Raw genomic sequence first — 13,254 nt, forward strand, 5'->3', positions numbered from 1 at the left:
CGGCTCAGCACAAAACTTTGTGGGACCCCGTTCGCCATTGTCTCAATGGAAGGGACGGCAAAATTCAGAAACTTCTGCTGCAGCTCTCGTGCGCTGTCGAGTGTCATAGATGCGTGAAGATGGAGTGTGTATACGTGCGTCCATTCTTCCTACGACAGGGTGTGACATCAGCGCCTTATGGGCGGCTCCTCAAACGCGATGGAGATATTTGTGCCATAGAAATCCGGCACGCGCGTGGGGGAAGGAAGATGCGTGTGAATCACCAGAAAGTCATATGGCTCGTTGTCTGGTATTTCCCAACCAGGAACCTCCAGATGGCTCCAACCTCCGTTTCCATCATGCATGTGGATTTCGACAAAACCATTGCTAGAAGGCGGACCCCAGTTCAGACGGCGACCCTTGCCTTGCCCAGCAAATTGAACCCAATGGGCTCCCAAAGGCCAGGATTGGAAGGCCAGTGTCGTCATCGGCGGGGTGCTTTGCATATCGACCCTCCAGCTCGGCGCCCGTGTCGTGAATCGTCCGTTCATGGCGCCAACCACCTCGCAACCAGCGGAATTGGGCCGCAGGGCCGCCTGGCAAAACGATACCCATTCGCGAGAAAGCGAGTACCCTTGCTTTTGCAGCGATTCATCAATGAGCAGCCATGGCGAATTGACCTTGCCATCTGTGCCTCTCCATTGCCTCCAGATAGCCCGGCAACCATCCTTGAGTCCACAGGCCGACTTGAGTTTCTCATCGATCTGAATGAGAAATGGAAAATACCAGTAAATAGGATGGGTCTTGCGAGCATTTTCCACCTTATCCAGGACACGGATCATTCCATCAACGGTCTGGCGTGAAAGCACACCTTGGGGAAAACGTGTCTGAAAGGCCAGCCCATAGTCGAGGAAAGACCGGGAACCCGGGTGTCTGCTCTGCTCCGCCTTCATGGCGCACATTTCCGAAAAATCCCTCCACGCTGCTCCTACATTGTCCGTGCCAATCGTCAGGAACTGCCAGATGTGCTCCAGTTCGTGGACAGTCACATCCAGCAACCAGTCAACTTCGGCTTCACGACTCCGAAAAGGCTGCGGGTACGGAATCATTAGGAGGAAACTGAGTTGCCTGCAGTCGTCTGAGTCAAGATAAGGGAGCACGAACGCTTCGCTTTCACCCAGCTCGTCGCCCTCGTCGTTCAACTCAGTCAGTTCCTGGAGGTCTGTGCAGATGATGACATAGACATGAGCGAGTCGTTCAAATTGCCAGGCATAGGCATCGCTCATCTCTTGCTCCCATGCCGACAGTAATTCTTCGATCCGGAGCAAATCATCCCTTTCGATGCCCATCCATACTTGCCGGGGAGTCTTGGGCTGCAAAAAAATGCCCCCATTGACTTGGTTCACGTGCCGTACTGTGACCTTGCCTGCCGGATGGCCCACCTCCCAGGGCAATTCCTGTGTCCGTTCGAGAACTGTAAGGGCAATTTCTCGCAGACGAGCCGCACGCGCTTCTGTCCATGGATCGGTCATTTCATGGACATCTTGCGGGATAATTAGGCGGTCCCCAAGAGTAAATAATCGGGAAAAGCATTTTTTTTACTACATTTAGGTTAACTTTCGTTCAAACTGCCGCAGCCCAATCTCAGGCAAATCCGAATCAGGCCCATGTTCTGAAATATGGAACAAGTTCCGCGCCTTGTTCTTCGTTTGCTCATCCAGGTCCGGCCAGACCTTCTGCAGACGCCTCGCAAACAGTCCCAATGAAAAGCCCTTGGGCATCCTCGGCTTCCAGGTTCCCGTCGGAATCTTCCCCAGATATTCCGCCAGCCACACACTTTGCAGCGGCCCCTTGATCTCCTGGAACCTCAGGCCAGAAAGAACCTCCGCAACGATGGTCTCAGACTTTTGGAGTATCGAATAATCACTCGCGTGAGGCAGGGATTCCTTAACTCCTGGCCGCACAAGGAGATATACCCTGCCGGACTTGGACTCCTGCTCTGCACAGAATCGCGCCAGTTCCCGCGACTCGGTAATGTCCGACACGTCCGCATCGATAAAAATTGCATCGAATGCTGCCCCCACCGCCGCCCGCCGATTCACCACAGCAATGCATTCCGTGAGCGAACGTGCCACGCCCCTTTCTACCTTGTAGTGGTCCTCAAACGAGGACAGGGTATTTTCTGTTTGGGCATGAAGTTCATCATCACAGGAAACCACCAGTATCCGAAAATGCGCCAGCACTACAGCATCGGGCGGATTTCCTGGGACAGAGGCCTTCGCTTGTCCAAGAATCATTGATGATAACTTCTTGAGAGACCATGGCTCTTCTTTGGAAAGCAACACGTCTTCGATGTCGAGAGGATCTGATTCCCAGAAACTCTTCAGGTCTTCACTATCCGTGTAGCTGGTGAGTTGGTAAGCTTGCCTGCACGCATCGGGAGTCGTCCGGCAAAAGTTGGCGAGTGCCAAATCCGGTTTCTCTGAGGTGCCTTCCGTTTGTGGCAGACAGTAATCCAGCACCACCGCATCAAAAGGCTCCTTGTTTCTCTCAGCCTCTTTAAGGTTGGCATAGGCCTTTTCCGCGGAATGTTCTATCCGGACATCGATCTTCGCCTTTGCAATCTCGGCCTCGGTTTCGAAAAAGATTTTCACTTCATCGGCATACGCAGCCACATCTTCCACGAGCAATACTTTGATCGGTCGGTCGTCATATTCTTGCAAAACTTCACTCGCTTTCGCAGTGACTGGGAGGAGGGTATCAAGGGTCATATCTGGTATTCTCTACGTTGTTTCAAATCGTTCCATGGAACAGAAAGAATAAATCTTGCGCCCACGCCGTGCTCGCCAGTCTCCTCGATCGTACCTCCGTGAGCTTCCATCACCCTCCCCACATAACTCAGCCCAATACCGCCACCCTTTTTGTTCCCGATCTCCTCGCGATGTGACTGCTTCCGAAAAATTACCTTCTTGAATTCCTCCCGTACGCCTCTGCCGTTGTCTTCATAGGTCAAGACCATCCACCTCATGGCACCGCTATATTGTTCACGCATGGCGACTGTAACCTTCAAGGCAAGCTCGGGCTTGGCAAAATCAATGGAGTTGTGGATCATTTCCTGCAATGTGTTCTCCCAATGCGTTGCATCCCAGCACCCCAAACAGTTAGACATCGACTCCGGGGACCATGACCAAGCGCCCATCTTCCCCAAACCAATCTGCATGGCGTTGGAGATAACCTCAACGAGATCACAGGGCACCGGCTTGAGGGTTACCGGTCCCACCCGATCCTTTATGCGTCTGATCGAAAGAACTGCCCCCTTGTAGAATGCCTCCAGACGGTCTGTCACGGACTTCAACTGCGGACAGTGATGTTCCTGGCCACGATAATGGAGCACAAACACACTGAGGGCCGCGAACCGACTCACAAGATTGTGTGCCGTTTCTGACATCGCTCGCTGCGCATCTTTCTGATACTGGAGCTCACGCTCTTCCATTTCTTTCTCCCGCCGCATCAACAGGTCACTAAACACGAGAGACAAAGCCGCTAGTTGCCCGGGAAACTCTGCGGACAACTTTTCCGCATCTTCTCCCGTCAAGTTGATGGTCAACTTCCCCAGTGACTCAGGGATGGACAAGAGCGGAAAATCAATAGCGACGTCGCCGGGCTTCTTCTCCAATATCTCATGTTTCGGCAGTATATCTATCCACTCGAACTCCAAGCCGTTGTTAGTGCGCCCCGTGGTGGCCAAGTCCAGAGGATTGGTTCTCGTGCGAAAGGCCTGAGGATGTTGTGAAGCGAGACACCTCCAGGCAGTCTCCTCGAGTTTGTTGACAAATACCACGCCCCCACTTTCAAAATGCTTCGTGTTCGATGGCGTCAGACCAGTCGCATACGAACTGACAAGCTTCGTCCGGTCCTGCTTATCTATAAGATAGATGCGTATCTTCGGTTTCGCCCTGTGGTCCAGAAGCTTCCAGAGACTGTTTGTCAGAATGCGCAACGCCTGGCTGATGTCAGTCGATTTCTCCAGATCCCGAAGCAGTTCAAAAGACTTGAAAAGGAAGGAGCGATTTCTGAAAGTGACAACCCAGCCTCGCGGCGAACGGCGCTCGTCTTCCAAAGGAAGACACTCACGAATCCACCACCCGAACATCTCACCAGTGAGATCTTCAAACTTTTCATGCCGCCGTTCCGTATGTGGCGCGATGGCTTTCCGCTGTGCAGGAGTCATGTCCTTGATGCTGGAAATCGAAACGGGGGGTGCCTGCCATCCTGAATTGATGCCCAGTACAAGCCTGTCAATGGCTGGTTGATTCGCGTAAATGATGCGACTTTTCCGGTCCAGCAACAATTTGGGTGTATGATCGACATCCATGCTCTGATGCAGCACTTTCATACGCATGGCTTGCGCCCAGACTGACTCAAAACGCTTGGCCAGGGTGAAGAGGAACACCATGTCGGATTCGGTGATCGAAATGCCCCTCGCCTGCTCTAAAAGCACTACGCCCTTGATGCCTGGACTGCCAATAATGAGAGTTCCATTTGAGAATGGAGCCAGCCCTCCAGCACCAAACAATTCGTTGGCCTCGTGCTCGTCGACCTCTGTCGGAGGTTGCATTTCATTCCAATCTGCGAGTCTCCCTTTGGCAACGACTGCATGGAATCTCTCCGGTGTCGTGTGCGGAAATCCAGAATCATAGATAGGTTTCAATCGACGCTCCCCCGAAGATGCCTCGTGCTCGAATTCGCAGAAAACGAGCCTCGATACGGATGGGAGCGCCCTGAGCAGTGGGTGGGCAATTGCGGGCAGCGCCCGATGCGCATCCCAGCTTCCTGAATGTGTCAGCTTCCAAAATGTCTCGAAAATCTCCGTTTCCAGCTGGCTGCGAATGCTCTTCTCTTCCAGCCCTTGAATCAACCACTGACGTTCACGCGCCCTTACAAAAGCCCGGAAGACCCTGAAGATCGCGTCTTTGCGCATTTCATGCTCCATGAGCGGATCGGATCTCCCATCCACCAGAATAGCTGACACGGGCCGCCTTTCAGCGTTTCTGCACACCACCCAATGCCAGCCATGCTTATGACCGAAATACTCGTTTTCATCCACGGACTTCCGCATGACCAATGCTTCCCAGTCATAACGAATCTCCGAGGGTAGCACCGTGAATTCGCCATATCCACTGACACGCACCCACTGGCCACGATAGTCTCTTTCCCAGCACGTGATCTTTTCGTCTGTGAAGCCAAGAAGATTCTTCAATGCCAGGCGCACTTCCTTGCGCAACAAGGTCACGAGAGATTCGTCCGTCTCGTCTTCATGCCGCGAAGCAGCCGCTTTGCTTACGGCCCGGTGAAAGTAGACAGACAGCCCATCCATCAACCTCAGAAGGACAGCGTTGTCATCATCAGAGAGAGGACGGCAGCGCTCTTCCGGGCTGAGCTTTTCGTACAAGCGGTGCGCATTCGGCCAATCATGAGCAAATGCATAGTAATCTCCCAGCCTGCGGTGGTTGAACCATGATAGGGCAAATTTTTCGGCGTACGGGCAGAACCATTCCAGCACATCTTCGTTTCGCCTAGCCAGGCCCGCCAGTTCAAGGAGGTGGGGCTGATCGCCCACATAGATGCATTCCGATCGCAGAAGCATCCTCTCAAGATCTTCAAGCACTTTGTTGGTGGAATCAAGGCCATCGAGCTTCCTGCTTGATGGATGTGGCTCCCTGATGGCCGAATGCACCGCATGCGCCGCGTAGCGAAATGGGACAAGCCCTGCCGTGGGGACCACATGCGTCCTCGTCAGATCTTCGGGAATGAATTTCTCCTCAATCCCCATGGGACGCCTGCCAGGGCGCTCCAAGTGGAATGTAAGGGTATCAGCTACACTCCACAGTACAGCACGTGCAAGGGTCACATTACCGCCAGTGCAATCGTAGATCTTTTCAAACACCCTTTTTGCGCCAGCGATGCCGTGCGGGAAGCGAAGACCCATCTGCCTCATGCGCTTGAAGAGAAATTTCCCAAAATGATACCGGTCGTGCGCGTGGACCACAAACTGGTGCGTGCAACTCCAGGCAGACGTAGGGCTGCCATCTACCAGATCTATCACATTACCCTCTCCTGTCACTACGGTGACAAGCACATGTGCCTTCACCAGCTTCTGGATGGATGACAATAGATGGTGCGCAAGTCGTTTGGACAAGCCATCAAGATTGGAGATGTAAATCCTTAGTGGAGATTGTGCTGTGTAACGTGTCTGCACTTTCTCGGCCCAATGCTCTATCGAAGGCTCCCCCTCCAGGTCCACCTCAGATGCGTTGGCCAGACTGCGGGCAACGTCACTCTCCAGAAAACTGACCTCGGACGAACTGAACTTGGCGTGGGTCGGCAAGTCCATTCCCTTTTCCGCAAAGATTTCATCAACCAGGTCCAGCAGGTACCTCTTCCCTACGCCGCGAGGGCCCAGAATCATCACACTCTCTCCCCGTTGCATCAATTCCGAAATGCGCCGGGCGGTGGCACTGCTGATCTCAGAGTAGTAAAAGGTAGAATTCATCCCGCCCTGTGCGTTCGGCGAACAACCGCAAGTTTTTCCTCCAGCATGGCCATGAACAGGCGCCGTTGCCCCTGTCCCTCGGCAACAATATCCCAGCGGGCCATCCGGTAGTCTCCCTCGGAATAACCCAGAAGGTGATGAATGACCAGCTCATCACAAATCTCCATGCAATCCTCTACAGGCACTACAATGTCCCGCTGCAAGAACTGGCCCTGAATCGAGAGTGGATCGACTTGCGCGCCACCCTGCTGTTTGCCTTCAAGAGCCAGCAGGAGAGCTGCAGATTGCGCTACCGGTGACGACAAATCCTTCAACAATCCCAGCAGACGGGAGGAGGTAATCACACGATTCAAAGCCCGTTTCAGGGATTCTGGTTCAAGCGTGCCCCGAGACTCTTCCACAAGGAATGCACCCAGTTCCTGAACCAAGCCAGGCACACGGCCCAGCCTGTTGATCGCAGATCTAAGTTCGTGCCGTGTGAAAGACCTTTCGAATCCTAAATCGGCCAGCGGACGTTCCACAATCTCCATCGCTTCATCCACGCTCAGGGGCGTGAGCACGGCTGGCTCGAGGCGGTTAAAATTGTCATCCTGGGTATGCATCGCCATCTTCATGAGGCGCCAGCGTCCGACAAGAATGAGACGGCACAAGCCTCGCACCGCGAGATGAATCAGCACACGCATGGACTCCAGGTCCAAATGACGATCTGTTTCATCAAGGACAATCTCAAGCGGTCCTATTCGCGAGCGAACTTTGCCGAGAAAATCCGACAACGTCTCCGCGGGCTCATTGTATGCCGGGGATCCGGGATCAAGTGCCATGCGAATTGCTCTGGCAAGTGAAAGCTCAGTGACTGCCCTGTCGAAGAGGTCCACATACACCTGCGTGGAACGTGAAGAACGCATCCCAGACAAAGGACTGAGATAGCGCTTCACGAGAGACGTCTTCCCCATTTTAGAAGGACCCACGAGGGCAAAATTGGTAGATGGATTATCCCGGAGACGCTGCAGGAAATCATGCCTGCCCTTGAACAAAGCATCTTCCACGGGCTTCTGGTGCTCAAAAGGATGAAGCATACCTGGCGTAAACCGCGAACGGATCAAGGACTTGAGACACTCCAGCGGCACCGACGAAGCAAGCATGCGGATGATTTCTGCAGGAGAAATAACAAGCACATGGTTCCCCCCCACCTTGCGACTGGCATCCGCATATTCCTCGGGCCCACATGCAAACACCAGAGGCATGTCCACCGGACTTTCAATGCGCGCACGGAAGGATGCATCCGCGCAACTCCATATCTCCTCCGAACCAGCCAGGATGAGTGCGTGAACACACTCGCCGCTAAAGCCCCGGAGGGCAATGTCCAATCGCTCGAGGGTAAACCGGAGCGAGCGCCCTAGAGGTGTGCTGGAAAGCACCTTCACATTCAAGGCACGCCCGATGAGAGATGCGAGGGACTGGGCCTGCTGCAAGAATGCCCCCTCTCTCCCGGTCCGCAGCAAGTCGAGCAAAGCTTCAGGGGCTGGCGACTGGAGAGATGAAAGAGGACTGCCATTCATCGGGGAGCGTCTTCCAAAGCTGCGAGACAGGAGGTCAACAGTTCTCTGGCATGGGGCGGATACTGGGACTCGAGACGGTTCAACGCCTCCGATGCCGCCTGCTCATCCATCCCATGAAACACAAGCGACACACTTGCTTCTTTGGATGCCTTTCCACGGTGCGCCACCAAGGCAGGAGCAGGTTCCAGGACCGCAAAGCGATCCGCCACCCAGAGTCGCAAATGAAGCGCGATGCGATCCGCGGCCATTCCCAGTTTCGCAGCCACCTGCACCCACGGCGTCGCAGAAGAAGCACCGGCTTCGGCGATTGGCATAATCTTCCCCAGATTGACTCGCGCCTTGTTAGCCACAGTGGCTACATAGTCCGGAAGCGGCACAGGACTAAATCCCAATTCCGACACGGCATTCCGCATCAGGCGAATGGCATTGCCATTTCGGGCGGCCTCACCAGCACGTACCAGGAACGCCTGCGAAGGCGGTGCGGTCTCCCATTCGATGTGATTAGCTGACCATTCGGCCAAGACCAGGTCGAGAATGTCAGACGGCATTTTCAAGTTATTGTTCGTGTCCATTTCTATGAATGTGTTTCTATTGGGGCGACGGTTCAGAGGATGAGCCCAAGTCAATGCGCAGCCGCTCTCTGAGCCGCTGATAGATCTTTCTTACGTTGGCATGTGACAGCCCCACCTCCTCAGCCACCACCTTCGCGGATCGCCCTTGGCTGATGCCCAGCAAAATCCGACGGTGCACGGGCTCCATTTGCTCGAGCATTTGTGACAAGGCAGCAAGCTGGGGACGTTGAACCTGAGGCTCATCAGACTCGGGTGGGTGGGCACTTTCTGCGACCCGCTCCAGTACTTCCTCAGTCATCGCTTCATGCAACACATCATGGCCATCCCTCAAATGGCGACCTTTGTCATAAGCGAGATTCCTGGCCATGATGTAGAGCCAAGTCTTGAAACTGCCCTTACGCGGGGAGTAGCGATCCAGTTTCGAAAACGCCCGCTCAATTACCTCAAGCACAAAATCTTCTCGATCCGCGTCCGTGATGTGGATGAACTTGCGCGATACGCCCATCATATACCGATGCACCAACGGAAAAAAAACGGCCTCCGCCTCGGGATCACCCGCAAGGAGCCTCGAGACAAGAGGCTGAAATGGATCTGGGGGAATAACACTCATCATCCGGATATACGACGATGTGTGACATGCTTTCGACAGGGACTGTAAAATCTGCCGAATGGATAAAGATCCGCTGCTGCACTTTCCCAATTAGCGCGTGGGGCAGCGGGGAATTGCGGCGAAGCTTTGAGCTTGCAGAAGCAAAAAAAGAAAACGGCCTCCCCCAGAGGGCGAGGCCGTTGCAGTCGATACTGACGCAAAGATCTAGCTGTCTCTGCGTTCCTCGCGCGGAGGGGCGCTGGGGGGAACGTCGCGGCGCTCTTCACGACGGGGTTCGTCGGGGCGGCGGATTTGTTCGCGCGGAGGCTCGGGGGTGCGCTGTTTCAGAGTGTTCTTGAGTGCTTCCACTTCCCGGGCGAGGCGCTGCACCTGGCCGCGGAGCTCTTCCACGCCGGAGTTCTGCTCGCGCTTCGGTTCGGGGCTACTGGCGCGCGTGGAGTCAGGACGCGGATTCGGGATACGCTGGGGAGCGGCGAAGGTATTGCCGCCATCGCGTCTTCCCTGCTCCGCCCATTGCGGATGACGATGGTGGCGGCGCTCCTCGGGACGACGGGCATCGCTGCCGCCTTGGGGAGTCATGCGGCGTCCCTCCGCAACATTTGGTCGATGATGCCCACGACGGTCATGAACGTCGCGACGCTGCCCAATGGCCTGCTCAATCCGTTGCGCCATGTCTCCAAGCCCGGCCTCACGAAGGTGTTTCAGAGCCTCGCGGATGTGCGCGTCGCGATCCGGGGTGGATGCGGCATGCTGGTGGGGCCTGTGCATGTCGGGTCTCACCTGCGAGCCAGGGCCACGATCTGGGGAGCGGTCGGAATCACGACGCTGCATATCAGGCTTGGCATCCGGTCGCGAAACAGGTGGAAGTGGATCCTTGGGGCGGTCTTGATCTGGCCCAGGCTGCTGAGCCTGCAATGACAACGACAGTCCCAATGCTGTCGCGATAGTGAAGAAGCAGTTGGTTTTCATATGCACCCTTAAAACCCCGTCTCATGTCCCTGGTTGCGGAAGATCTAAGAGTTGTCTTTAGTCGCGTTTGATTCGTGCAAAGGAGTCGCGATTTTTGTCTGCATATTCACCCCGGTCATAACACGCTCGCAGCGCTTCCCCGCGCGAGCGCGCTGACACATGCCCTGATCAGTCCACACAAGGACCGGTCATGAGTGGCCGCACCTCCAGGGCTGTGCCGACTCGCAACCCGGGAAAGCGCTTCGCAATGGCCAGGGCTTCATCGAGGTCCACGCACTCCAGGGTCGCGAATCCACCGAGCACCTCCTTGGTCTCGGCAAAGGGTCCATCAGTGATGGACACTTTTCCATTCACCTCCCGCAATGTCGTGGCGGTGGAAGGTGGCTGGAGTGCCACACCGTCGACGGACTTCCCAGCACGGACGAGTTCCTCATGCCAGACCCCGCAGTCGGCGTGGATCTGATTCTTTTCCTCGCTGGAAAGCTGCGCCCAGCGGGCGGTGTGAATGTTGATGAGCATCAAGTATCGCATGGTGTTATTTCTTCTGAGTTCACCATCTGGTCGATTGGGAGCGCCGGAAATCGACAGCCGCTGTAGATTTCCGGCGTTTTCTTCCGGAGCCAGCCGATACTCGCCAAACTAAACTCCGCACACCCACCTCCAGGTGTGCGGCGGATGTCGTGCAGTTATTTGCTTCTGCCAGCCTGCAGCTCCTGCATGGCCTTCGCGTAGCGCTTGCCCAGTTCACGCAGCGAGGCGGAATCGAAGTGCACTACATCTCCTTTGTGCTTCAACCCGGATGAGTCGACTACCGCTGCGTTTTTCACCAGGGTGGGAATCTGGGCGATTTGTTCATTCACCAGTTTCCAGTGCACCGGCTTCCCGTCCTTCGAGGTTTCCGCAAGGAAATCACCCAACTCGCCTGCCACGAAGGGGACATTCGGAGCGTCCAAATCCTTGCGCCATGCTTCCACCATGGCAGCCAGTCGAGTGGCGTAGGTCTTTGATTTCTCCAGATCCCCGGAGTCACTCTCGCCTTGGTGCCAGAGGATGCCTTTGAGCGTGCCATCCTTCATCGCAGCCTTGATGCGCACCAGCGCCGCTTTGTACAGATCCTTGTCCTGCTGCCAGCGTTCCAGCGGTGTGCCGCCCACGGCGCACGGCACGAGGCCGATGGTCACTCCGGGATTCGCATCCGCCATCACGCGGCCAAAGGTGGAGCCGAGACCCACGCCAGCGATGGGCTTGTCAAAGTGCAGCGGGTCGAGCGCCGGCGCCCACTTCTGTTCCTTGGTGAACATCACCACACGCTCATGCGGCTTCTTGTCCACAGCCTCCACCACGCCACGGCCTGCCATGTTTGATTGGCCAATGAGCAGGTAGAGATGGAGCGATTCCTTCTTCGGCAGGGTGATGCTCGCAGGTGGCGCGGGGTCCGCCGCAAACGACGTGAGGCATGTGAGAAGGCTGCAGGACAGAAGGGAGGAGAGGAAACGGGAGCGGGAGATTCGCATCATAAGAATAGAGGTCACTTGGGTGATTGGCGGGAGGCTTCCTCTTCACGTACGCGCTTCACCTTGCTTTTATAGCCCTCAGCGAAATTTACCTGTGAGGAGCGCAGTTGCAGCAGGAGCTGTTCACGCATGCGGTTCATCGTGCCCTGATGCGCGGGGTCCGCTGAGAGGTCGGTCATCTCCAGGGGATCTGCATCGAGATCATACAGGTACTCCCGCGACTCATCCGCCCAGTACTTGTAGCGCACATCACGCACCATGATGCGCAGGGGCGGAGTATCCCCAATCTCGCTGATGGCCACTGGACGGATTCTTTCCCTCTTGCCGGTTGCGATAGGCATGAGAGAGCGGGCAAAGCGGCCCGGTGTCGTCTTGCCCCCCGCAGCTTCCACGAGGGTGGGATACACATCCATCATCTGCACCGGGGCTTTGCTCCTGCCGGGCTTCACCTGCGCTGGCCACCGCACCACGAGAGGCACACGTGCGGACTCTTCATAGAAGCGCCCTTTGGTCAGCATCCCATGAGCGCCCATCATTTCACCGTGGTCGGCGGTGAAGGCCACCAATGTGTTGTCCCAGGTGCCACGTTCCTTCAGTGCGGTCACGAGCCTTCCAGTGCAGTGGTCCACGAGGGAGATCTTTCCCAGATAATTCGCCAGCAGCTTCTTCATCGTGGCATGATCCACATTGAAGCTCTCCCGCTTGAAAGACTCCGGCACATTCGCGGGCAGGGTGAGCTTTTCGGGATCGTACATGGTGGCGTATTCTCCCGGCGCATCGAGCGGAGGATGGGGCGAGTGCAGGCTCACCACAAGACAGAGCGGCTTGTCCTTCGGTTGTGCTTTGATGAAGTCGACGGCCTGACCGGTGGTGAAGCTGTCGTGGTACTGCTCCACGGATGCCAGACTGGCACGCGGCTCAAATTCCCACAGCACATACCGGCGGCGAATGTCTTTGGCCACTCCGTCTAGCAAGCCGAGTCCACTCAAGTACTTGCCGTACAGGCCGCGGTCCGTGATGTTGTCCGGCGGACCGGCGATGTCCTTCACCACATCCAGGCCGAGTGCCTTGTGGTACTCAGCGGGAGTCGGGTATTCACGTTTCCACTCCGGTCCCGAGTTCCAGTGCAGCTTGCCGATCTGCGCCGTGGTATAGCCGGCCTGCTGCATATCGCGAAACATCGGAGCGGTCTCCGCTCTCACGTAGTAGCCGGAGGCATTTCCCCACAACGCATGACCATGATTGTGCGGATACAACCCGGTGATGAGCGAGACACGTGCCGGCATGCAAACCGGCGAGGTCGTGTAGCAGGCGTCAAAAATCATGCCCTCCTTCGCAATCTGATCGAGATGCGGCGTCTTTACCTGGGGATTGTCCCAGCTTGTGTACCTCGGGCTCCATTGGTCCGTGAGAATCACCACCACATCCGGCTTCTGCGCCGACACAGTCAAGGCAAACGAACACAACGCCGAGGTCAGCAGGAACAGCTTCTTCATGG

10 protein-coding genes and 1 pseudogene are annotated in these 13,254 nt (G+C 55.9%); all 11 read right to left on the reverse strand.

The features are described from left to right. Positions 1-167 precede the first annotated feature (167 nt). Positions 168-1,511 (reverse strand): hypothetical protein, encoded by a 1,344-nt coding sequence (locus DES53_RS25170; RefSeq protein WP_113961094.1) that lies wholly within the window; start codon positions 1,509-1,511, stop codon positions 168-170. Between the two features lie 75 nt (positions 1,512-1,586). Beyond that, positions 1,587-2,750, reverse strand: a complete 1,164-nt coding sequence (locus tag DES53_RS25175) for a response regulator (RefSeq protein WP_113961095.1) — start codon at positions 2,748-2,750, stop codon at positions 1,587-1,589. Further along, the gene (locus DES53_RS25180; protein WP_113961096.1) at positions 2,747-6,532 is read right to left on the reverse strand and encodes an ATP-binding protein; all 3,786 of its coding nucleotides are present in this window, start codon (positions 6,530-6,532) and stop codon (positions 2,747-2,749) included. Before DES53_RS25180 ends, DES53_RS25175 begins: the two co-directional genes overlap by 4 nt. Beyond that, positions 6,529-7,146, reverse strand: a complete 618-nt coding sequence (locus DES53_RS33785) for a hypothetical protein (RefSeq protein WP_245958259.1) — start codon at positions 7,144-7,146, stop codon at positions 6,529-6,531. The genes DES53_RS25180 and DES53_RS33785 overlap by 4 nt, the downstream gene beginning before the upstream one ends. Positions 7,147-7,164: 18 nt before the next feature. After that, a pseudogene (locus tag DES53_RS34090) lies at positions 7,165-8,091 on the reverse strand (ATP-binding protein); the annotation flags it as partial. Continuing rightward, positions 8,088-8,663: a hypothetical protein gene (locus DES53_RS25190; protein ID WP_113961098.1), complete on the reverse strand. Its 576-nt coding sequence runs from the start codon at positions 8,661-8,663 to the stop codon at positions 8,088-8,090. The gene DES53_RS25190 and the pseudogene DES53_RS34090, both read right to left, overlap by 4 nt. A gap of 16 nt (positions 8,664-8,679) precedes the next feature. Beyond that, positions 8,680-9,276, reverse strand: coding sequence for a sigma-70 family RNA polymerase sigma factor (locus tag DES53_RS25195; RefSeq protein ID WP_113961099.1), 597 nt, complete (start codon positions 9,274-9,276; stop codon positions 8,680-8,682). Positions 9,277-9,477: 201 nt separating this feature from the next. Beyond that, entirely contained in the window at positions 9,478-10,041 is a 564-nt protein-coding gene (locus tag DES53_RS32580; protein ID WP_147263608.1) for a hypothetical protein, read from the reverse strand. 369 nt (positions 10,042-10,410) lie between these two features. Then, positions 10,411-10,773: a YciI family protein gene (locus DES53_RS25205; protein ID WP_113961101.1), complete on the reverse strand. Its 363-nt coding sequence runs from the start codon at positions 10,771-10,773 to the stop codon at positions 10,411-10,413. 155 nt (positions 10,774-10,928) lie between these two features. After that, on the reverse strand, positions 10,929-11,759 hold the full coding sequence (locus DES53_RS25210) for a sialate O-acetylesterase (RefSeq protein WP_211325682.1): 831 nt from the start codon (positions 11,757-11,759) through the stop codon (positions 10,929-10,931). Positions 11,760-11,770: 11 nt separating this feature from the next. Continuing rightward, positions 11,771-13,252 (reverse strand): sulfatase family protein, encoded by a 1,482-nt coding sequence (locus tag DES53_RS25215; protein WP_113961102.1) that lies wholly within the window; start codon positions 13,250-13,252, stop codon positions 11,771-11,773. Positions 13,253-13,254 lie beyond the last annotated feature (2 nt).

Source organism: Roseimicrobium gellanilyticum, assembly GCF_003315205.1.
GTDB classification, from domain to species: domain Bacteria; phylum Verrucomicrobiota; class Verrucomicrobiia; order Verrucomicrobiales; family Verrucomicrobiaceae; genus Roseimicrobium; species Roseimicrobium gellanilyticum.